At 40.2% G+C, this 22,139-nt stretch carries 18 protein-coding genes; 17 read left to right on the top strand and 1 reads right to left on the bottom strand.

From position 1 onward, the window contains the following. The 10 genes from rfbC to AOT11_RS05720 all read left to right on the top strand — a co-directional run bounded on the left by rfbC (nucleotide 1) and on the right by AOT11_RS05720 (nucleotide 10,873). Entirely contained in the window at nucleotides 1-546 is a 546-nt protein-coding gene (gene rfbC / locus AOT11_RS05765; RefSeq protein WP_017420706.1) for a dTDP-4-dehydrorhamnose 3,5-epimerase, read from the top strand. Beyond that, a complete protein-coding gene (gene murB, locus AOT11_RS05760; RefSeq protein WP_017420705.1) occupies nucleotides 543-1,538 on the top strand; it encodes a UDP-N-acetylmuramate dehydrogenase in 996 nt (331 codons plus the stop codon). The genes rfbC and murB overlap by 4 nt, the downstream gene beginning before the upstream one ends. Nucleotides 1,539-1,555: 17 nt before the next feature. Further along, the gene (murA, locus tag AOT11_RS05755; protein WP_061778610.1) at nucleotides 1,556-2,803 is read left to right on the top strand and encodes a UDP-N-acetylglucosamine 1-carboxyvinyltransferase; all 1,248 of its coding nucleotides are present in this window, start codon (nucleotides 1,556-1,558) and stop codon (nucleotides 2,801-2,803) included. A 129-nt stretch (nucleotides 2,804-2,932) separates the two neighbouring features. Beyond that, nucleotides 2,933-4,102: a glycosyltransferase gene (locus tag AOT11_RS05750; RefSeq protein ID WP_017420704.1), complete on the top strand. Its 1,170-nt coding sequence runs from the start codon at nucleotides 2,933-2,935 to the stop codon at nucleotides 4,100-4,102. Nucleotides 4,103-4,104: 2 nt separating this feature from the next. Further along, on the top strand, nucleotides 4,105-5,343 hold the full coding sequence (locus AOT11_RS05745; protein WP_017420703.1) for a lipopolysaccharide biosynthesis protein: 1,239 nt from the start codon (nucleotides 4,105-4,107) through the stop codon (nucleotides 5,341-5,343). Nucleotides 5,344-5,403: 60 nt separating this feature from the next. Continuing rightward, on the top strand, nucleotides 5,404-6,246 hold the full coding sequence (locus AOT11_RS05740; protein ID WP_223848412.1) for an ATP-grasp fold amidoligase family protein: 843 nt from the start codon (nucleotides 5,404-5,406) through the stop codon (nucleotides 6,244-6,246). Between the two features lie 133 nt (nucleotides 6,247-6,379). Next, the gene (locus tag AOT11_RS05735) at nucleotides 6,380-7,408 is read left to right on the top strand and encodes an O-antigen ligase family protein (protein ID WP_223848413.1); all 1,029 of its coding nucleotides are present in this window, start codon (nucleotides 6,380-6,382) and stop codon (nucleotides 7,406-7,408) included. After that, a complete protein-coding gene (locus tag AOT11_RS05730; RefSeq protein ID WP_017420700.1) occupies nucleotides 7,371-8,375 on the top strand; it encodes a glycosyltransferase family 4 protein in 1,005 nt (334 codons plus the stop codon). Before AOT11_RS05735 ends, AOT11_RS05730 begins: the two co-directional genes overlap by 38 nt. A gap of 131 nt (nucleotides 8,376-8,506) precedes the next feature. After that, a complete protein-coding gene (locus AOT11_RS05725) occupies nucleotides 8,507-9,562 on the top strand; it encodes a DUF1972 domain-containing protein (RefSeq protein ID WP_017420699.1) in 1,056 nt (351 codons plus the stop codon). A gap of 183 nt (nucleotides 9,563-9,745) precedes the next feature. Further along, nucleotides 9,746-10,873 carry an ISAs1 family transposase gene (locus AOT11_RS05720; RefSeq protein WP_017420698.1) on the top strand — a complete coding sequence of 376 codons (1,128 nt, stop codon included), beginning with the start codon at nucleotides 9,746-9,748 and terminating at the stop codon, nucleotides 10,871-10,873. Between the two features lie 72 nt (nucleotides 10,874-10,945). On the opposite strand, the gene wecA is transcribed toward AOT11_RS05720, so the two are convergent. Continuing rightward, on the bottom strand, nucleotides 10,946-12,025 hold the full coding sequence (gene wecA, locus AOT11_RS05715; protein ID WP_017420697.1) for a UDP-N-acetylglucosamine--undecaprenyl-phosphate N-acetylglucosaminephosphotransferase: 1,080 nt from the start codon (nucleotides 12,023-12,025) through the stop codon (nucleotides 10,946-10,948). Between the two features lie 244 nt (nucleotides 12,026-12,269). Between wecA and AOT11_RS05710 the strand changes: the two genes are divergently transcribed. From AOT11_RS05710 to rplC, 7 genes are all read left to right on the top strand, one after another. Next, nucleotides 12,270-13,436, top strand: a complete 1,167-nt coding sequence (locus AOT11_RS05710) for a nucleotide sugar dehydrogenase (protein WP_017420696.1) — start codon at nucleotides 12,270-12,272, stop codon at nucleotides 13,434-13,436. A gap of 68 nt (nucleotides 13,437-13,504) precedes the next feature. Further along, nucleotides 13,505-14,509, top strand: coding sequence for an NAD-dependent epimerase (locus tag AOT11_RS05705; protein WP_017420695.1), 1,005 nt, complete (start codon nucleotides 13,505-13,507; stop codon nucleotides 14,507-14,509). 52 nt (nucleotides 14,510-14,561) lie between these two features. Then, on the top strand, nucleotides 14,562-15,383 hold the full coding sequence (gene galU, locus AOT11_RS05700; protein ID WP_017420694.1) for a UTP--glucose-1-phosphate uridylyltransferase GalU: 822 nt from the start codon (nucleotides 14,562-14,564) through the stop codon (nucleotides 15,381-15,383). A 281-nt stretch (nucleotides 15,384-15,664) separates the two neighbouring features. Next, nucleotides 15,665-15,946, top strand: a complete 282-nt coding sequence (locus tag AOT11_RS05695; protein WP_080586434.1) for a hypothetical protein — start codon at nucleotides 15,665-15,667, stop codon at nucleotides 15,944-15,946. Nucleotides 15,947-16,195: 249 nt separating this feature from the next. Further along, entirely contained in the window at nucleotides 16,196-16,519 is a 324-nt protein-coding gene (locus tag AOT11_RS05690; RefSeq protein ID WP_172840596.1) for a hypothetical protein, read from the top strand. Nucleotides 16,520-21,177: 4,658 nt separating this feature from the next. Continuing rightward, nucleotides 21,178-21,489, top strand: a complete 312-nt coding sequence (rpsJ, locus tag AOT11_RS05655) for a 30S ribosomal protein S10 (RefSeq protein ID WP_004410492.1) — start codon at nucleotides 21,178-21,180, stop codon at nucleotides 21,487-21,489. 14 nt (nucleotides 21,490-21,503) lie between these two features. Then, nucleotides 21,504-22,133: a 50S ribosomal protein L3 gene (rplC, locus tag AOT11_RS05650; protein WP_011149347.1), complete on the top strand. Its 630-nt coding sequence runs from the start codon at nucleotides 21,504-21,506 to the stop codon at nucleotides 22,131-22,133. Nucleotides 22,134-22,139: the final 6 nt, after the last annotated feature.

Genomic DNA, 22,139 nt, shown 5'->3' with positions numbered 1-22,139 from the left:
ATGAAAGTTATTGATACAAACATACCTGATGTCAAAATCATTGAGCCCACGGTGTTTGGTGATGAACGCGGATTCTTTATGGAAACGTGGAATCAAAAGCGTTTTGAAGAGTTGGTGACAGGTAAGCCAACCCAATTTGTACAAGATAACCACTCAAAATCCAAAAAAGGGATTTTACGTGGTTTGCATTACCAAACAGAAAACACCCAAGGCAAACTAGTGCGTGTGGTTTCTGGTGAAGTATTTGATGTTGCGGTAGATATCCGTAAAGATTCACCAACGTTTGGCCAATGGGTAGGTGAATATTTATCCGCTGAAAATAAACGACAGCTTTGGATACCAGAAGGTTTTGCTCATGGTTTTTATGTAACTAGTAATGAGGCTGAATTTGTTTATAAGTGTACGGATTATTATAATCCAGATTCGGAAGTGTCAATTAAATGGGATGACGAAACTTTAAAAATTCAGTGGCCACTAGCTAATATGCCAATTTTGTCAAATAAAGATTTAGCAGCTCAAAATTTTTTGGAATCTGAATTGTTATGATTGAAAAATTTAATGTTCAAATGCGTGACTTTAACACGCTTAAATTATCTTCTGTAGCAGAGAGATTTTATGAGATTTTTGATGAGAACGAACTCTCTGATGTCTTTGGTAACAAGATAAATGCTGAACAAGATTTTAGAGTTTTGGGAGCGGGAAGTAACGTTTGGTTAAGTAGTGACAGCATTCCTGTTGTTATTCAGTTAAATGTTGAAGGGATTTCAATAGAAAGAAAAGAAGAAACCACGTCTGTAGCGGCAAAGGCAGGTGAGAATTGGTCGCTATTTGTCGAGTTCTTAGTTTCTGAAGGTATTGGTGGGCTGGAATTTCTGATTGATATTCCAGGAACAGTTGGCGCTGCTCCAATACAAAATATAGGGGCATACGGCGTAGAAGTCGGAGAATATATAACATCGGTTAAAGTGTTTGATACAAACAACATGGAATATAAGTATATTCCTAATGAAAATTGTATGTTCGGCTATAGAGATAGTATCTTTAAAAAAGATAAAACACTGATTGTTACAGAAGTATTTTTTGAGTTTAGGAATGATTATATTCCCAATATTAAAAATTCAGAAATTGTTCAAGAGATCTCAGGGAGTGATGTGACCATTGACTTGATTTTAAATGCTGTAAGAAAAATCAGGAAAAATAAAATACCAGATCCTAAGATACTTCCAAATTCAGGGAGTTTCTTTAAAAATCCAATATTAAAAGAAGAAAAACTTAAACAAATAAAATCAGAATATGATGATATTGTTTTTTATAAATTAAACTCTGGGTATAAAGTTAGTGCGGCTTGGATAATAGAAAAAGCTGGTTGGAAAGGAAAAATAATTAACGGTGTTGGAATGAGTTCTATGCATTCGCTTATTTTGACTAACTCATCCAATAATAATTTAGTTAAGATAGATGAATATGTGAAACTTCTTAAGCAGGATGTTTTAAGGAAATTTGATGTGGAACTCGAAGTAGAACCTGCTTGTTGGTAATTTAAAGAGAGGTTGATGTGGAAAAGTTAGAAATAATTGGTGGGAATAGGCTTAAAGGAACAATACCTGTATCAGGTGCTAAAAATGCGGCACTGCCATTAATGTGCGCTGCTTTATTAGTAGAAGGTAAGCTGACGTTAAGTAATGTACCAAGGCTAAAAGATGTCTATACTTTAGTGGATATTTTGGGTTCTATGGGAGCAAAGTCAGAGTTTAATAATAACTGTCTTGAGTTAGATTGCTCTGATTTAACTAGCACATTTGCATCATATGAACTAGTTAAAACCATGAGAGCATCTATTTTAGTACTAGGTCCCTTACTGGCTAGATTTGGTAAAGCAAAAGTATCTTTACCAGGAGGTTGTGCCATTGGTAGTCGCCCTGTTGACCTACACCTTAAAGCACTAGAAAGCTTAGGGGCAGAAATACATATTGAGGACGGGTATGTTATAGCGGAAGGAAAGCTAAAAGGAAGTGAGGTGTACTTTGATATACCTACGGTTGGAGGTACAGAAAATACGATACTGGCCGCTACTTTGGCTAAAGGAACTACGATAATTAACAATGCAGCAATGGAGCCAGAAATAGTAGATCTCTGTGATTGCCTTAGAGGTATGGGAGCAATAATATCTGGCGACGGGACATCTTGCATAACTATCGAAGGTGTTAAAAAATTAAATAACGCCAAACATAGTGTTATAGCTGATAGGATAGAGGCTGGTACATTTATTATCGCATCTGCAGTCACTAATTCAAACTTGACTTTGACTAACATTAGGAAGAAAGATTTAACATCAATTCTGAGTAAATTAACCCAAGCGGGGATCTCTTTGGTTGAAACTGAAAGTGGACTTACTGTTTATCGAGATGCAAACCTCAAAGCCGTAGATATTCAAACACAGCCACATCCAGGTTTTCCAACTGATATGCAAGCTCAATTTACAGTACTGAACTGTATTGCAGATGGGGTTGGTACGGTTGAAGAAACTATTTTTGAAAATAGATTTATGCATGTTGCTGAGTTGAATCGAATGAATGCCAATATAAGCATTCATGGTAACTACGCAAAAATTGAAGGTAGTCGAAAGCTAAAAGCTGCGACAGTTATGGCAACAGATCTGAGAGCATCTGCATCCCTTGTGATTGCAGGTCTTGTTGCTGAAGGAACGACCATTGTTGATCGTATATATCATTTAGACCGCGGATATGAAAATATCGAAAATAAGCTAGCAGCGGTAGGAGCCTCTGTGAAGAGAGTTAAATGATAATAAGTCTTTTCTTGTTTGATAAATAATCAAGCATAGAGTCATTAGTTGTGACTTCATCAAGTTAAAAAAGAGGGGAGATCAATCTATCTCCCCGAAATACTAATGTGTTATGAATAGGTAAGTGAAATGATAGGCTTTATCATTGGTACTTTTAGTCACGGAAGAGGCGGGCATGTATGGGACCTAAAAGTAATAGCCGAAACTCTTTCTAAGCATAAAAGTTGTGTAATATTTAATATTGGCTGCAGTGAGTCTCCTGTGCTTGAAGAATCAAATTTGGAAGTTATTAATTTACCTCTAGAACTATATAAATCAACAAAGTTGATGTCAGAGGAGGTTAAAAAAAGATCCATTAAAACCTTAATTGTTATTGATGTTAGAGTGAGCATCATTCCATCATTAGTTTCTAGTTTTCACACAATCCCGATTATTTCAATTAAGCCTGGCGGTCCGAATCCCAAGAAGTATTTTCCTACTTTTGGAAAATTAATCGTATATAGCCAAGAAAACTATGAATATTTCAAATTAAATTCAGAGTACAGTTTTGAAAAATTGAGTTTTATTCCAAATAGATGTTCAAAAGTCAAAGTAAACAAAAGCCTAGTAAAGGATATTGAAAAAAAAGTAGGTAAAGATACTTTTATTTTTTTGCAGATAATAAGAATTGTAGAGGAGTATCACTCAAATATATCGAAGGCTATAAGTTTAATAAAAAAACTGAGTGAAGATAAGAGTGTTAATAGCTCTGCATTAGTGCTAGTAGGGGTCCCACAATGTTCTAAAACGTTAGCTAAAGTAAAAGAAGAAGCTAAAGGATATCCGGTATATATATTGAACGATGATATTTATACTAAGAAAGCTAGTGAACTTATTGATATTGCTGATGTTGTAATTGCTAATGGCCGTGGGGTTATGGAGGCTTCGTCACGATCAAAACCGATATTGATATCTTCTGTTGACGAAGAACTTCCTGTTGTATTGAATGAATATAATTTTTCCCATGCATTTTCTGTTAACTTTTCACCTAGACTCGACTTGACGGATGTAAAAAATGAAGATTATAATAATTTCAATGCAATTAAATCTGTTATTAATGATCAGGCTTACTATAATGAGCTGGCTGATTTTTCGAAATCGAAATTTTCAGAGTGCTTTGATGTTGAAGAAGGGGTGAAAGATTATATCGAAATTATAGATAGTTCTAAGTTTCAAAAAATAAAACCAAAGGATGTGATTTTTTCCTTAAAGATATACCTATTTTCTGTGATTAAATTGATATTTAAAGGTCGAGTTTAGATTTGATAGGAAGTTTTATTTTTAATGCTGGCGGTAATGTTTTTGCTCAGTTTCTTGCTGTTGTATTTATACCCATATTGTCACGTATGTACAGCCCTGAAGAATTTGGGATTGTAACATTTTTCTTAGCTATTACATCGTGTGCCATTTCTGTTAGTTCCTTGCGATATGCTACAGCTATACCAATCGTTAAAGGAGAAAAAGAATTCTTAGCTTCGATTGTTTCAAGTTCAGCTATTGTTGCTGCGACCTCCGTACTTTTCTGGTTGGTCATTTACAGTTTTAATTTTGAATTTTTCCGACCTATTTTTGAAGTTAAAGATATCGCGGTAACATACATTATAGTAATGTCAATAAATAATATACTTATTAATGTTATTATTCGAAGGGGTGAATATAAAGCCATTGGTTTGGCAAAAATATCATCCGCAACAATATTAAATCTTTCAAGGTTACTTGCAGGTTTGCTTTCAATTGAAAATGGTTTGGTTGTATCACTGATTATATCTGAGCTTGTGACTTTGTTTGTGATATTATACAGTATTAAGCCAGCTAGCTTTTTAATTATTCGCGAGCGTACGCTTAAAAAAAACAACATACTTGATTTTTTGAAAAAATATAAAAGATACCCAATTTTTCAAGTGCCATCTCAGGCTTCTTTGATTGTCACACAGTATGCTCCAGTTTTTCTTCTTTCGATTTCATTTGATGCATCATATGTTGGGATATATGCGATGGCTAATAATCTAGTAAATATGCCAGTCAATTCATTTGGACTTGCTCTTAGCCAAATATTTTATGGTGAATTCAGTAAAGAGCATAATCAAGAAAAGATGTTAAAAACCTCATTAATAATTATTGGTTCTATAGTAACTGTAACTATACCAATTTTGTTAATATTTTATCTATACGGAGAGTCAATAATCGCTCTCCTTTTGGGTAATAGGTGGCAATTTGTTTATGAAGTGTCGTTTTACATGTTAATTCTAGGTGCTACTAAACTATGTGTTTCTTCAATATCTCAGAGTTTTAATATTTTTGATAAGCAGAGTTTTCAACTGAAACTTAATATATTATCTCTTTTTTCATCATATTCTTCGTTGTTTTTATCTATGAAGATTGGGGTTGGTTTTTTGGAAACAATATATATTTACTCTATCTGCTCATCAATTGCAAATGTAATTATAGCGATATTTATACTTAGAATGATAAAACTTTGCACTAAAATTAATGCTTTCTAGGATTTATTTTTGTGTTGAGAATATTTCTGATGAATTATGATTTATTTAATTGGGTTAAATATGAAAACAATATTAAAGAAGTTTATTTTAAATACTATTCCTAAGAGTGAAATTGGTGATAAAATTTTTGCCACCTTATCATTTATATATTTTCACCGGAGGCTGCCTAATAGTTCAAATAGCTTTATAGACGTTTTACATAGGGTTAAAACATCAGGAATTCTTTACGATCCAACAAGGTGTTTTATTTCAGATAAGTTTTTAGTAAAGCAGTTTGTCGCTGGAACCATTGGCGCTGGTTATACTGTGCCTACTTTAGCAATTTTAAAAAATAAAGATGAAGTTTTGGATTTCATAGCTCCTGAAGAATGTGTTGTCAAACCTTGTCATTCAAGTGGTGATGTAATATTCCTTAATAAGGGGGATAAACTTGACTTTGATGATGTTAAGGAGTGGTTGAGTGAAAGTTACTATGAAATATCACGAGAAGTCAACTATAAAAATTTAAAACGTCGAATAATTGTTGAACCAATCCTATATAAAAGCCGGAACTTGAATGACTATAAGTTTTTTTTCTTAGATGGCAAGTTTCTTTTCTTGCAAGTAGATGTAGATAGAATGACATCGCATAAGCGGGGTTTCTATGATAAGCAGTTTGATTTTCTCGATTTTTCAACAAAATATCCTTTGTCTGAACCTCAAGAGAGACCTTCCAATTATACAGAAATGCTCGACGTTGCAACCTCATTAGCCCAAAACTTTGACGGAATCATTAGAATAGATTTATATTCCAATGGCCAGGATATTAAAGTTGGTGAAATAACAAACTGCCACGGTTCTGCTAGAGAAAAGATTATTCCTGAAGGTAAGGAAATCATATTGGATGATTACATACAACGTTAGATTAAAAATGGGTCTGTCCTTTCTCCTGTTTTTTTCATTATTTTTTAACACACAATCGAATGTCATTGTTTTTTATTTGGCATTTACTCTCAATCTTATTTACGTTTTTTCATGCGTTCTATCGAGACTAAAGGTGAAGATTGAGCCTTTTGTTTATTTTTATTGTGTGTTTTTGTTGTGGGGAATACTAAGTATTATTTGGTCTAGAAATGTTGATTTAGCAATTAATATGAGTCTAAGGATGGTGCTTCTTTTATTGTCAATGATTTTTACAATAAACCTTAATAATAAGGATGAGTCTTTAATAAAAGCTGGTTACTATGGGCTACTTTTAGGTATTATATTGAATGTCCCCTTAACATTTTCGGATGCATACTATATTAGTGGTCGGTTTAGTGGGACTACAATAAATCCTAATCATATATCTCTCTTTAGTGGCTTTGTTATTTTCTTAACTATTCTGAATAAGAGGTTTTTGGAAAAGTCAGTTTTCCTGCTTGCCATAATACTTAGCTCATACCTTATTTTTCAAACTGGCTCAAGAAAAGGGTTACTTCTTGCTCTGGTAGCTGTTTCTATTTACCTTTTTAAGTTAGATGAAAAAAAAGCAACATTATCCTACTCAGTAGTTCTTTGCCTTGCAGGGTTTACTATTTTGTTTATATTTTTTACTAACCTTGATTATCTTTCTACAATTCACCCAACATTTTTCAGGTTTTATGAATTAACACAAGTAAACGTGAGTGATTTGTCAAGAGAGGGCTTTGGAGGAGATAGTAGTACAAGGTGGCGTTTAATTTTTATCGTTGAAGCATATAACATTTTTCTAAAGTATCCTGTAACAGGTATAGGATTAGATAACTTTAAAACCATCTTCTCTGAAGAGTTGTATAGCCATAATAATTATGTCGAGCTGCTTTCTACTTTAGGCTTTGTTGGATTGATCTTATATTACCTGTTTTATTTTTCCATTTTTAAGTATGTATTTAGAAATAGGAATGTATTTTGTATTTTTATAATGTTATTTTTCCTATCGATGGATTTCGCAATGGTATCCTACTTTGAGCGAATGTACATTCTTCCCCTTATTCTCATATATTTCACAACTAAAAGAGAGCGACCGCTTGAAAGTTCTACATATAACAAACGCATACCCTTATGAAGGTCATCCGGAATTTGGATGTTTTATTTATGAGCAAATACAAAGCCTCGAGGGAAAAGCTGATTCAGATGTTCTATTTATAAATGCTCATAAAAAAGGACCGCTTGAATATCTTAGAGCACTTCCCCGAATAAAATCAATGACTAAGGAAGCTGATATAATCCATTGTCATCATTTGTTTAGTTTTATTGCTTTAAAACTGTCATTTTCGAGAAGAAAACCTGTTGTGTTATCTTTTCTTAATGATTGGACGAAGGAGGTTAAATTAAATATACCAGAGAGGATTAAGAGGTTTTTATGCAGGTTTTATGTCACTAAAGCTGATAAGGTTATATTTAAATCATTTATTCCTGATTTCTTAAGGGGAGAGAAATTTGTATTCTTACCAAATGGTGTTGATACGGATTTTTTCAAAATTTATGACAGGAACATTTCAAAAAATAAATTAGATTTATGTGTGAATTCTAACTATATACTCTTTGTCAGCTCAAAAAATTTATATAGACAACAAAAGCGTTACGATATTTACTTGAAGGTTATGGATCAGTTAAAGTTAAAGTACCCAGAGCTAAATTATCAACCTTTAACAATGTCCATTGATGATAGAATCACTGCAAGGCATAAAATTAATAGCGCTTCGTTGCATTTGTTGTGCTCAGACTATGAGGGTTCTCCAAACTCAGTGAAAGAAGCTTTATCGAGTGGGGTGCCTGTAGTTTCTAGACCTGCTGGAAGTGTCGAAGACCTGCTGAAAGGGACTCCCCATACCTCTATGACATATACTGATGATTATATTATCATCGCTGATGCAGTTCATGAAATTGTTAGTAAAGCTGTTGTTCGTCAGTCTATTAGAGATGCATTATTAGGTAAAAACCTCTCTAAAGGACAAGTTGCTGATAAATTGTATGATATTTATTCAGATTTGGATGCTAAAAAATGCAAAAATTTATATTCTTTGCTTTAAATTGGAAAAGGTCTAAATGAACTTTCCCTTTTGAAAAATTCTCATAAATATCTTGTTTTCTTATGCTTTTCGTGATCTGAACGATATTTTCGTGAAGGTCGATTTATTGTAATTGTTATTAGGTTTATGTTGTGGATGTAAAAGTAGCTGTGGTTGGTACAGTCGGCATACCAGCATGTTACGGTGGTTTTGAATCGCTAGTTGAGAATTTGACAGCGTACAAGTCTGAGCATGTAAATTATCAGGTCTTTTGTTCTAAAAATGCATATAGCAAGAAAGTTGCGAACCATAATGGTGCCGAGTTAATTTATCTTCCTTTACAGGCTAATGGTATACAAAGTGTACCTTATGATGTACTTGCTTTGCTAAAGTGCATTTGGCTGAAGCCAAATGCTGTTCTAGTCCTTGGTGTTTCTGGGTGTTTGTTTTTGCCAATTTTTAGATTTTTTTCAGCAGCTAAAGTGATAACTAATATTGATGGTCTAGAGTGGAAGCGGGATAAGTGGGGGCGCTGGGCTAAGAGATTTTTAAAGTGGTCCGAGTCTGTAGCCGTCAAGTATTCAGACGTCGTGATTACTGACAATAAAGCTATTGGTGATTATGTAGCAGCCGAGTATGGTAAATCTAGTGTCACAATTGCATATGGAGGAGATCATGCGCTACGGGACATCGAAGCAAATAATGTAAGGTATGACTATGCTTTGGGGCTATGTCGTATAGAGCCAGAAAATAATGTTCAAATGATTCTAGAAGCCTTTAGCCAAACCGATAGGAAATTAAAGTTCATTGGTAATTGGAATTCGAGTCAGTTTGGTAGAGATTTAAGAAAAAAATACTCGGAAACTCCTAACATAGAGTTACTTGATCCTATATATGATATTGATGAGTTATACCGATTAAGAAAAGGTTGTACTTTATATATTCATGGGCATTCAGCTGGCGGAACAAATCCTTCACTAGTTGAAATGATGCACTTCGGTGTCCCAATTTTTGCTTATGACTGCAGTTTTAATCGCTTTAGTACTGAAGATAAAGGACATTACTTCGAGCATAGTTCTCAACTGATCGAACTTCTTAGCTATACGGAAGAAAGTCAGCTTAAAGCAAACGGTAATCATATGAGGGATATTGCGATCAGGCGTTATACTTGGGCTGAAATAAATAGATTGTATGAGATGACCTACTAAATTAGTTATCCAGGGAAACCGCATGAAGTTCGTTGATATATAAGGGCTGCGGTGATGCTTAGAATTAGTTACCAATGCTTCATTAATCTCAGTTTTTAGATGTAACCCGATGAAATTTAAGATCACCTTGAAGATCATTTCTGTTGTTTTGTAATAGCTTCTAGACAATATAGGAGCCTAAATATGAGCGAGTTAATCAACCCATTTATGTATTTCCAAATCATTGAAGACTATCGACAAGAAAGCAAAGTAGAACACAAATTATCAGACATTATTTTGCTGACAATTTGTGGTGTTTTGTCGGGTCACGATGGCTGGGATGGCATTATCGATTTTGGTAATGCTCGCTTAGATTTCCTTAAACGATATGGTCACTTTGAAGCTGGAATTCCTTCTGCGGATACGCTGTCTCGTGTGATGGGTATGATTAACCCTGTAGCTTTGCAAAGAAGCTTCATTGCCTGGATGAAGGACTGCCATACACTGACGGATGGTGAAGTTATTGCCATCGACGGTAAAACATTACGCGGCTCTTATGACCGCTCGAAAGGCAAAGGAACGATCCATATGGTGAACGCTTTTGCTACTGCAAATGGAATGAGCATTGGGCAACAGAAGGTTGATTCTAAGAGTAACGAGATTACCGCGATCCCCAAGCTACTTGACTTGCTAGATGTAAAAGGCTGCTTGATTACGATTGATGCCATGGGCTGCCAAAAGAAAATAGCGCAGCAAATCCTTGATAAAGAAGCGGATTATTTATTGGCGGTCAAAGGCAATCAGGGAATGCTTGAGCAAGCCTTTGATGATTATTTTCGAATGGACATGCTTCAAGACTTCGACGGTAGTTCTTATAGTACTCAAGAAAAAAGTCACGGAAGAATAGAAACGAGAGTGGCTTTAGTGAATCGCGATTTGTCGGTTTTGGGTGATATTGAACATGAATGGCCTGAGCTTAAATCAATGGGCATCGTGGCTTCAATTCGACAAGAATCGGCAGTCGCAACAGAGCAAGATGTGAGAATTCGTTACTACATATGCTCTAAAGAATTGGAAGCTCAAACGTTACTTGAAGCGACTCGTTCTCACTGGGGTGTAGAGGTCATGCATTGGTCACTTGATACCGCATTTTGCGAGGACAATTCACGCATTAGAGCGGACGATCGAGCAGAGGCTTTTGCAAGGATCAGGCAGATATGTTTGAACCTATTAAAGAGCGAAACCACGTTTAAAGGTGGTATCAAACGTAAACGGATGAACTGCGCAATGGACGAAAAGTACCTAAGTAAGGTTCTTGAAAGCCTTACGTGACGGTGATGTTCATGCGGTTTCCGTGGCTCAAGAACACTGTTCCTGAGCCCGTTTTTTAATGTATTTGACCCTTTATGCTTTTTGCTCGGCACCTTCAGTTTGGCCCTTTCCCAGAATGCGACGAGCAAAACTGGTAATACGCCAAACATAGTTAAGAAGTGTTGAATAAATCAAGAAGCAACTGATGAAGCTATAAAACATAAATGCTTCACTAATTTTAGTCGCTTCACCATAAATACCAAATGCAGCAAATAGAGTAGCAAAGCCACAAATAACGACTAAAGTTTGTCGAGATGTGAGCCCTAATCGCTGAAAAATATGGTGGAGGTGTTCTCTGTCTGGCTTAAATGGCGAATCTCCACGTCGCACTCTGCGGATCATAATTGCGGCCATGTCCATAAGTGGTACAGCAATTAACCAAAGGGCCGTTACGGGCCTCATTAATGGTTTACTTTCTACTTGGCTCACACCAAGCAATAACCAGATCACAGTAAACCCAATCATCATGCTACCGGCATCACCCATGAAAACTTTTCGTTCTCTTCCAAGAATACCTAAGTTCATCAAAATATAGGGCAGCATAGCCACAATGATGACGACGCATAAATAAGCAAGGCCGTGTTGGCTATCCACATTAAGTAAGAAAGCTAAAGCGCCAAACGTGACAATCGATAGCCCACCCAGCAATCCGTCAATACCATCTACCATATTGAATGCATTGATGGCTCCAATGACGGCTAAGATTGTTATGATGGAGCCCATCCAACCTAAATAAATTTCACCTACACCGAAAAGGTTACCCAAGCTATGAAGCTCAATTCCAGCAGCGTGCATCATAACCAGTGATAAGGCAGCTTGAATACCCATACGTATTTTAAAGCTCAAATCAAACTTATCATCAAGTGCACCAACAAAAGTCAGTAACATGATCGACGCAAGATAGAGCCAGCTGTGGTTAATGGTTTCTGGCCTAAAGACCAAATACTGAGCTAATACCAAACATATAGAAATACCCCCAACAAGAGGTACTGAACCAGTATGCAACTTACGTGCATTGGGTTTGTCTACAAGCCCTATTCTCTTAGCGACTTTGCGCATTAAAAACAGGGTGGCAAAAGAAGAAAAAAAGATAAAGGAGAGTTCTAAAAACATGTGCTAGCCAACGAATGTAATATTTAGTTTTGTAATGATGAATTTTAGCTCAGTTTCAATGTTCAGCAAAGGTTTACTCATTTGGACTGGCAATATTGTTTGTAACGTGGAAAGTTTACGCGCTTGGATTTATGTTATTGTTTTATATTCCTTTTACCGTTAGTGAAAGTTCTCTGGTGTTTTACTATCGAAAAAAAAACTTTTTTGGTAACCTTTAGCAAATTTTTATTATAGGTATAAATGAATGAAAATCGCAGTTGCAGGTACCGGCTACGTAGGCTTATCTAATGCCATGCTTTTGGCACAGAATCATCAAGTAGTCGCTGTAGATATTATCAAAGACAAGGTCGATCTATTAAATCGCAAACAATCTCCAATAGTAGACACTGAGATTGAATATTTTTTATCACACAAGTCGTTAAACTTTACCGCGACTCTAGACAAAGAGGCCGCTTATCAAGATGCTGAGTTTGTCATCATCGCGACTCCGACGGATTACGATCCGCAAACAAACTACTTCAACACATCTTCAGTTGAAGCCGTGATCCGTGATGTAATGACTATTAATCCTGATGCTGTAATGGTGATTAAGTCTACTGTGCCTGTTGGTTATACCGCTCGAATTAAGAAAGAGTTAGGATGCGAAAATGTCATATTCTCCCCTGAATTCTTGAGAGAAGGTAAGGCGTTATACGATAACTTGCACCCATCTCGCATCATCGTTGGTGAACGAAGTGAGCGCGCGGAAGTTTTTGCGAACTTACTGGTTGAGGGTGCAGTAAAAAAAGATATTCAAGTGCTGTTTACCGATTCAACAGAAGCGGAAGCGGTGAAGTTATTCTCCAACACCTACCTAGCCATGCGCGTTGCCTATTTCAATGAATTAGACTCCTATGCAGAAGCGCATGGTTTAGATGCTCGTCAGATCATTGAAGGGGTTGGCTTAGACCCTCGTATTGGCAATCACTACAACAACCCATCATTTGGTTATGGCGGTTACTGCTTGCCAAAAGATACCAAACAGCTTTTAGCAAACTATCAAGAAGTTCCAAACAATATTATTGGCGCGATTGTTGATGCTAATCGGACGCGAAAAGACTTTATTGCAGATTCGATCATTAAACGTCAACCCAAAGTAGTAGGCATATATCGTTTGATCATGAAAGCTGGCTCAGATAACTTCCGTGCGTCTTCAATTCAAGGCATTATGAAGCGCATTAAAGCAAAGGGTATAGAAGTTGTCGTTTATGAGCCTGTGCTTCAAGATGCTGAGTTTTTCCATTCACGTGTCGTAAAAGATCTGAATGAGTTCAAAAAATGTTCGGATGTGATTGTTTCCAACCGTATGGTCGAAGAGTTAGCGGATGTAGCTGAAAAAGTTTATACACGAGATCTATTTGGTAGTGACTAATCTCACACTTGATTAAGTTAAGCCAGTCTTATATGACTGGCTTTTGTTTCTTTAGGAATCGGTTAATTATGAAATACTTAGTAACTGGTGCTGCTGGTTTTATTGGTAGCGCAACAGCAGAGAAACTTAATGCAGCAGGGCATGAAGTTGTGGGCATCGATAATCTAAATGATTATTACGATGTGAATCTAAAACATGCCCGACTCGCTCGTATTGAAAATCCACTGTTCAAATTTGCAAGTGTGGATATTGCAGATCGTGGCGCGATGGAGCAGTTGTTTGCAACTGAGAAGTTTGATCGCGTTATCCACTTGGCAGCCCAAGCCGGAGTACGTTATTCACTAGAAAACCCACATGCTTATGCGGACTCAAACTTGGTTGGGCATCTCAATATTCTTGAGGGATGCCGTCAAAACAAAGTAAACCATCTGGTATATGCATCTTCGAGCTCTGTGTATGGGCTTAATGCAAAAGTTCCTTTTGCCACTTCAGATAGTGTTGACCATCCGGTATCACTCTACGCTGCAACGAAAAAGTCTAACGAGCTAATGGCTCATAGCTATTCTCATCTGTATGACATCCCAACAACAGGTTTGCGCTTTTTCACTGTGTATGGTTCTTGGGGGCGTCCGGACATGGCCCCATTTATTTTCACTAAGAAAATTCTTGATGGCGATACCATCGATATCAACAATAATGGTGATATGTGGAGAGACTTTACCCATGTAGATGATATTGTTGAGGGTGTAGTCCGTATTGCAGACGTCTTACCAACTCGAAATGAAAGCTGGACTGTAGAATCCGGAACTCCAGCAAGCAGTTCTGCTCCATATTCGGTTTATAACATTGGTCATGGCTCTCCTATCAACTTGATGGACTTCGTTAAAGCGATTGAAGATGAACTTGGTATTGAAGCGAAGAAAAACTTCCGTGAAATGCAACCTGGGGATGTTTATCAAACCTACGCAGATACAGAAGATCTATTTACCGCCACAGGTTACAAACCAAGAGTAACAGTTAAAGAAGGCGTTGCTGAGTTTGTTTCTTGGTATAAAGAATTCTATAACAAGTAATACATAACGAGGCGAAAGCCTCGTTATTATGTCTAGCTAGGTATAAATCGCAATGATTAAAAAATGTCTTTTCCCCGCAGCAGGCTACGGTACTCGTTTCTTGCCTGCGACGAAATCCATGCCCAAAGAAATGATGCCGGTTGTTAACAAACCATTGATTGAATATGGTGTTGAAGAGGCTATAGAAGCTGGTATGGATGGGATGTGTATTGTTACCGGTCGTGGTAAGCATGCGCTCATGGATCACTTCGATAAGAATTATGAGTTAGAGCACCAGATTTGTGGTACCAGCAAAGAGGCACTATTGGGTGATATACGACAGTTAATAGATTCAGCAAGTTACACCTTTATTCGCCAACGTGAAATGAAGGGGTTAGGTCATGCAATCTTAACGGGTAAAGAGCTTGTTGGTGATGAGCCTTTTGCTGTCGTTTTAGCTGACGATTTGTGTGTAAATCAAGATGAAGGCGTGTTGGCTCAAATGGTTGCGTTGTTCAACCAGTTCCGCTGTTCTATTGTGGCTGTGCAAGAAGTGCCTGAAGATGAAACACACAAATATGGTGTAATTTCCGGCGAAATGATTAAAGAGGGCATTTACCGTGTCGATAACATGGTAGAGAAGCCAGATCTAGGAACCGCACCGAGTAATCTAGCTATTATTGGCCGTTATATCCTAACGCCAGATATTTTTGAATTGATTGAGCAAACGGAACCAGGCAAAGGCGGCGAGATTCAAATCACGGATGCACTTTTGAAGCAGGCGAAGAGTGGTTGTGTTCTTGCATATAAATTTAAAGGTCAACGCTTTGATTGCGGCAGTGTGGAAGGTTATATCGAAGCGACCAATTACTGCTTCGAGAATCTTTATAAATAGATGATCGTACGAAATTAACCACTTAAAGAGCTAGGCTGATAAGAGATCCTAGCTCTTTTTTTATGTCGCTGGCACTGTTGCTTCTTTCTCTCAGCTCGTCATCCTCGCGGACGCGGGGATCCATCGTACAGCGAGTGTTGTTGCTCGGTATTACCGCTTTGTTACCAGTATTGTTGTCGGTTTCGCTCTATGTAGTTGTTGGTTGTGGCAAGTGCGTTTCCAAACGCGACATCTGGCGCGTGTGGATGAATGGATTCCCGTGTGCACGGGAATGACGACGGGTGGCGTGGCGGCTGTCTTCAGAGTTTTGTTCTTTGCAGTTGATCTTCGTTCGGCTTTTTCTTTCCGTCTTTTATCTCGTCATCCTCGCGGACGCGGGGATCCACCGTACAGCGAGTGTTGTCGCTCGGTATTACCGCTTCATTGCCAGTGTTGTCGGTTTTGCTCTATGTAGTTGTTGGTTGTGGCGAGTGTGTTTCCAAACGTGGCATCTGGCGTGTGTGGATGAATGGATTCCCGTGTGCACGGGAATGACGACGGGTGGCGTGGCGGCGGTGTGCTGAGTTTTTATGTGAGACGGTGCTGTTGGTGTTTTCTATCATCCTTTGTTTTCTAACTTTTTCCTTCTCACTTCGGTCTGTCTGCTTTTTCTTTCTATCCTTTTTCTCGTCATCCTCGCGAACGCGGGGATCCATCGTACAGCGAGTCTTGTAGCTCGGTATTACCGCTTCATTGCCAGTGTTGTTATTGGTTTTGCTCTATGTAGTTGTTGGTTGTGGCAAGTGTGTTTCCAAACGCGACATCTGGCGTGCGTGGATGAATGGATTCCCGTGTGCACGGGAATGACGATTGGTGGTGTGGCGGCTGTCTCAGAGTTTAGTTCTTTGCAGTTGATCTTCGTTCGGCTTTTTCTTTCCGTCTTTTATCTCGTCATCCTCGCGGACGCGGGGATCCATCGTACAGCGAGTGTTGTTGCTCGGTATTACCGCTTTGTTACCGGTATTGTTGTCGGTTTCGCTCTATGTAGTTATTGGTTGTGGCAAGTGCGTTTCCAAACGCGACATCTGGCGTTTGTGGATGAATGGATTCCCGTGTGCACGGGAATGACGGTAGGGGGCGTGGTGGGGATGTGCTGATTTTTTATGTGAGACGGTGCTGTTGGTGTTTTCTATCATCCTTTGTTTTCTAACTTTTTCCTTCTCACTTCGGTCTGTCTGCTTTTTCTTTCTATCCTTTTTCTCGTCATCCTCGCGGACGCGGGGATCCATCGTACAGCGAGTGTTGTAGCTCGGTATTACCGCTTTGTTACCGGTGTTGTTGTCAGTTTGGCTCTATGTTGTTGTTGGTTGTGGCAAGTGCGTTTCCCAACGCGACATCCGGCGCGTGTGGATAAATAGATTCCCGTGTGCACGAGAATGACGATGGGTGGCGTGGCGGCGGTGTTCTGAGTTTTTATAGGATAGTGGCGCTGTTGATGTGTCTTGTCTCATCTTATCCTTTGTTATTCAAATTTATTCCTTACAACTTCGGTTTGTCAGCCTCTTTCTATCTCTCAGTTCGTCATCCTCGCGAACGCGGGGATCCATCGTACAGCGAGTGTTGTAGCTCGGTATTACCGCTTCATTGCCAGTGTTATTGTCAGTTTTGCTCTATGTAGTTGTTGGTTGTGGCAAGTGCATTTCCAAACGCGACATCCGGCGTGTGTGGATGAATGGATTCCCGTGTGCACGGGAATGACTGCTGGTGGTGTGGCGGCGGTGTGCTGAGTTTTTATGGGATAGTGGCGTTGTTATTGGTTTTGCTCTATGTAGTTGTTGGTTGTGGCAAGTGCGTTTCCAAGCGTCGCATCTGGCGTGTGTGGATGAATGGATTCCCGTATGCACGGGAATGACGGCTGGTGGCGTGGCGGCTGTGTGCTGATTTTTTACGGGATAGTGTCGCTGTTGATGTGTCTTGTCTCATCCTTTACTCTTCTAACTTTTTCTTTCTATCCTTTTTCTCGTCATCCTCGCGAATGCGGGGAACCATCGTACAGCGAGTGTTGTAGCTCGGTATTACCGCTTCATTGCCAGCGTTGTTGTTGGTTTTGCTCTATGTGGTTGTTGGTTGTGGCAAGTGCATTTCCAAACGCGACATCCGGCGTGTGTGGATGAATGGATTCCCGTGTGCACGGGAATGACTGCTGGTGGTGTGGCGGCGGTGTGCTGAGTTTTTATGGGATAGTGGCGTTGTTATTGGTTTTGCTCTATGTAGTTGTTGGTTGTGGCAAGTGCGTTTCCAAGCGTCGCATCTGGCGTGTGTGGATGAATGGATTCCCGTATGCACGGGAATGACGGCTGGTGGCGTGGCGGCTGTGTGCTGATTTTTTACGGGATAGTGTCGCTGTTGATGTGTCTTGTCTCATCCTTTACTCTTCTAACTTTTTCTTTCTATCCTTTTTCTCGTCATCCTCGCGAATGCGGGGAACCATCGTACAGCGAGTGTTGTAGCTCGGTATTACCGCTTCATTGCCAGCGTTGTTGTTGGTTTTGCTCTATGTAGTTGTTGGTTGCGGCAAGTGCGTTTCCAAACGTGGCATCCGGCGCGTGTGGATGAATGGATTCCCGTGTGCACGGGAATGACGATTGGTGGTGTGGTGGCGGTGTTTTGAGTTTTTATGTGAGAGTGCCGCTGTTGATGTGTCTTGTCTCATCTTATCCTTTGTTATTCAAATTTATTCCTTACAACTTCGGTTTGTCAGCCTCTTTCTATCTCTCAGTTCGTCATCCTCGCGAACGCGGGGATCCATCGTACAGCGAGTGTTGTAGCTCGGTATTACCGCTTCATTGCCAGTGTTATTGTCAGTTTTGCTCTATGTAGTTGTTGGTTGTGGCAAGTGCGTTTTCAAACGTGGCATTTGGCGTGTGTGGATGAATGGATTCCCGTGTGCACGGGAATGACAGCCGGTGGCGTGGCGGCGGTGTGCTGATTTTTATGGGATAGTGTCGCTGTTGATGTGTCTTGTCTCATCTTATCCTTTGTTATTCAAACTTATTCCTTACAACTTCGGTTTGTCAGCCTCTTTCTATCCTTTTTCTCGTCATCCTCGCGAAGGCGGGGATCCATCGTACAGCGAGTGTTGTAGCTCGCTGTTACCGCTTCATTGCCAGTGCTGTTGTCAGTTTCGCTCTATGTTGTTGTCAGTGGTGAGTGCATTTACAAATGCGACATCCGGCGTGCGTGGATGAATGGATTCCCGTGTGCACGGGAATGACAACTGGGGGCGTGGCGGGTGCTGAGTTTTTATGTGAGACGGTGCTGTTGGTGTTTTCTATCATCCTTTGTTTTCTAACTTTTTCCTTCTCACTTCGGTCTGTCGGCTTTTTCTTTCTATCCTTTTTCTCGTCATCCTCGCGAACGCGGGGATCCATAGTACGGCGAGTGTTGTGGTGTGGTATTACCGCTTCATTGCCAGTGTTGTTATTGGTTTTGCTCTATGTTGTGGCGAGTACGTTTCCAAACGCGACATCAGGCGTGCGTGGATGAATGGATTCCCGTGTGCACGGGAATGACGGTAGGGGGGCGTGGCGGGGATGTGCTGAGTTTTTATGTGAGACGGTGCTGTTGGTGTTTTCTCTCATCCTTTGTTTTCTAACTTTTTCCTTCTCACTTCTGTCTGCTTGCTTTTTCTTTCTATCCTTTTTCTCGTCATCCTCGCGAACGCGGGGATCCATCGTACGGCGAGTGTTGTGGTGTGGTATTTCCGCTTCATTGCCAGTGCTGTTGTCAGTTTTGCTCTATGTTGTTGTCTGTGGTGAGTGCATTTCCAAACGCGACATCCGGCGCGTGTGGATGAATGGATTCCCGTGTGCACGGGAATGACGGCTGGGGGTATGGCGGGTGCTGAGTTTTTATGTGAGACGGTGCTGTTGGTGTTTTCTCTCATCCTTTACTCTGCTAACTTTTTCTTTCTCACTTCGGTCTGTCGGCTTTTTCTTTCTATCCTTTTTCTCGTCATCCTCGCGGACGCGGGGATCCATCGTACAGCGAGTGTTGTGGTTTGGTATTTCCGCTTCATTGCCAGTGCTGTTGTCAGTTTTGCTCTATGTTGTTGTCTGTGGTGAGTGCATTTACAAATGCGACATCCGGCGCGTGTGGATGAATGGATTCCCGTGTGCACGGGAATGACAACTGGGGGCGTGGCGGGTGCTGAGTTTTTATGTGAGACGGTGCTGTTGGTGTTTTCTCTCATCCTTTGTTTTCTAACTTTTTCCTTCTTACTCCGGACTGTCTGCTTTTTCATTTTGTCTTTTTCTCGTCATCCTCGCGAACGCGGGGATCCATCGTACAGCGAGTCTTGTAGCTCGGTATTACCGCTTCATTGCCAGTGTTGTTATTGGTTTTGCTCTATGTAGTTGTTGGTTGTGGCAAGTGTGTTTCCAAACGCGACATCTGGCGTGCGTGGATGAATGGATTCCCGTGTGCACGGGAATGACAACTGGGGGGCGTGGTGGCGGGTGCTGACTTTTATGGGATAGTGGCGTTGTTGATGTGTCTTGTCTCATCTAATCCTTTGTTATTCCGCCTTCTTCCTTACAACTTCGGTCTGTTAGCCTCTTTCTATCCTTTTTCTCGTCATCCTCGCGAACGCGGGGATCCATCGTACAGCGAGTGTTGTAGCTCGGTATTACCGCTTCATTGCCAGTGTGGTTGTCAGTTTCGCTCTATGTTGTTGTCTGTGGTGAGTGCATTTCCAAACGCGACATCCGGCGCGTGTGGATGAATGGATTCCTGTGTGCACGGGAATGACGGTAGGGGGCGTGGCGGGGATGTGCTGAGTTTTTATGTGAGACGGTGCTGTTGGTGTTTTCTCTCATCCTTTGTTTTCTAACTTTTTCTTTCTCACTTCGGTCTGTCGGCTTTTTCTTTCTATCCTTTTTCTCGTCATCCTCGCGGACGCGGAGAACCATCGTACGGCGAGTGTTGTGGTGTGGTATTTCCGCTTCATTGCCAGTGTTGTTGTCAGTTTTGCTCTATGTTGTTGTCTGTGGTGAGTGCATTTCCAAACGCGACATCCTGCGTGCGTGGATGAATGGATTCTCGTGTGCACGGGAATGACGGTAGGGGGCGCGGCGGGGATGTGCTGAGTTTTTATGTGAGAAGGTGCTGTTGGTGTTTTCTCTCATCCTTTGTTTTTTAACTTTTTCCTTCTTACTTCGGTCTGTCTGCTTTTTCTTTTTGTCTTTTTCTCGTCATCCTCGCGGACGCGGGGATCCATAGTACGGCGAGTGTTGTGGTGTGGTATTACCGCTTCATTGCCAGTGTTGTTGTCAGTTTCGCTCTATGTTGTTGTCTGGGGTGAGAGTATTAAGCTCCGCTATAGCGATTGTGTCTATTTGCCACGTGTATTGAGGTGAGTTGTATCTCGGTTACTCCAGGTTGCGAGGACTTCAATCGTCTGAATCTTTCTCCGATTATTTTTCAAACAGCCCTTGCAAGCAAAACTGTGATCTGTATAATACGCCGCACTGACTTGTTCAGTTGTGAACCAATGAGCAGCGAGGAGCCAGCAGCTTCGGTTGTGGGGTAATGTATACTCAGCTTATGTTCGCAGTTAATACAATTAGCTTATCTATTTTAGTGTTCCTATCTGATAGCGTTCCTTCCATAGATACATGGTTAATCGAAAATTAACTGACAATGCGTCCTAATCTTGGATGCTACGGTTTCACATAAATCAATCGGCATTCTCTCGTCTTAACGAGTTTGAGTGGCGATATTGTTTGTGTAATTTTTAATATTGGAGCTCTGTCTCATGCAGAACCAACGTATCCGTATCCGCCTTAAAGCTTTCGATTACAAACTAATCGACGCTTCAACAGCGGAAATCGTTGAAACAGCTAAGCGCACTGGCGCACAGGTTCGTGGTCCAATCCCACTACCTACTCGTAAAGAGCGTTTCACCGTTCTTATCTCTCCACACGTTAACAAGAAAGCTCGTGACCAGTACGAAATTCGTACTCACAAGCGTCTAATCGACATCGTTGAGCCAACAGACAAAACTGTTGATGCTCTGATGCGTCTAGACCTTGCTGCAGGCGTTGACGTTCAAATTAGCCTAGGTTAAGGGAGATTAGAAGAATGATTGGTCTAATCGGTCGTAAAGTGGGCATGACCCGCGTATTTACTGAAGAAGGCGTTTCTATCCCTGTAACTGTTGTTGAGGTTGAAGCGAACCGTATTGCTCAAGTGAAAACTCTTGAGACTGACGGCTATGCAGCAATCCAAGTTACAGCTGGTACAAAGAAAGCTAACCGCGTAAACAAAGCTGAAGCAGGTCACTTTGCTAAAGCTGGCGTTGAAGCTGGTCGTGGTCTTTGGGAATTCCGTTTAGAAAACGGCGAAGAGTTTGCAGTTGGTTCAGAACTAACTGTTGAGCTATTCAACGAAGTTAAAAAAGTAGACGTTACTGGTACATCTAAGGGTAAAGGTTTCCAAGGCACTGTTAAGCGCTGGAACTTCCGTACTCAAGATATGACTCACGGTAACTCATTGTCTCACCGTGCTCCTGGTTCTATCGGTCAATGTCAGACTCCAGGTCGCGTATTTAAAGGCAAGAAAATGGCAGGTCACATGGGTGCTGAGCGTGTAACGACTCAAAACCTAGAGATCGTACGTGTTGACGCTGAGCGCAATCTGCTTCTTATTAAAGGTGCAGTCCCTGGCGCAACTGGCGGTAACGTGATCGTTAAACCAGCTGTTAAAGCATAACGTCTA

It is taken from the genome of Vibrio vulnificus NBRC 15645 = ATCC 27562, assembly GCF_002224265.1.
Taxonomy (GTDB): Bacteria; Pseudomonadota; Gammaproteobacteria; order Enterobacterales; family Vibrionaceae; genus Vibrio; species Vibrio vulnificus.
This window is presented reverse-complemented; position numbering and strand designations above follow the sequence as displayed.

What these genes read in the sequence shown, in the direction of transcription:
- rfbC (WP_017420706.1), top strand. Translation starts at nt 1, where the DNA reads ATGAAAGTTATTGATACAAACATACCTGATGTCAAAATCATTGAGCCC.
- murB (WP_017420705.1), top strand. Translation starts at nt 543, where the DNA reads ATGATTGAAAAATTTAATGTTCAAATGCGTGACTTTAACACGCTTAAA.
- AOT11_RS05750 (WP_017420704.1), top strand. Translation starts at nt 2,933, where the DNA reads ATGATAGGCTTTATCATTGGTACTTTTAGTCACGGAAGAGGCGGGCAT.
- AOT11_RS05740 (WP_223848412.1), top strand. Translation starts at nt 5,404, where the DNA reads ATGAAAACAATATTAAAGAAGTTTATTTTAAATACTATTCCTAAGAGT.
- AOT11_RS05720 (WP_017420698.1), top strand. Translation starts at nt 9,746, where the DNA reads ATGAGCGAGTTAATCAACCCATTTATGTATTTCCAAATCATTGAAGAC.
- wecA (WP_017420697.1), bottom strand. Translation starts at nt 12,025, where the DNA reads ATGTTTTTAGAACTCTCCTTTATCTTTTTTTCTTCTTTTGCCACCCTG.
- AOT11_RS05710 (WP_017420696.1), top strand. Translation starts at nt 12,270, where the DNA reads ATGAAAATCGCAGTTGCAGGTACCGGCTACGTAGGCTTATCTAATGCC.
- AOT11_RS05705 (WP_017420695.1), top strand. Translation starts at nt 13,505, where the DNA reads ATGAAATACTTAGTAACTGGTGCTGCTGGTTTTATTGGTAGCGCAACA.
- galU (WP_017420694.1), top strand. Translation starts at nt 14,562, where the DNA reads ATGATTAAAAAATGTCTTTTCCCCGCAGCAGGCTACGGTACTCGTTTC.
- rpsJ (WP_004410492.1), top strand. Translation starts at nt 21,178, where the DNA reads ATGCAGAACCAACGTATCCGTATCCGCCTTAAAGCTTTCGATTACAAA.
- rplC (WP_011149347.1), top strand. Translation starts at nt 21,504, where the DNA reads ATGATTGGTCTAATCGGTCGTAAAGTGGGCATGACCCGCGTATTTACT.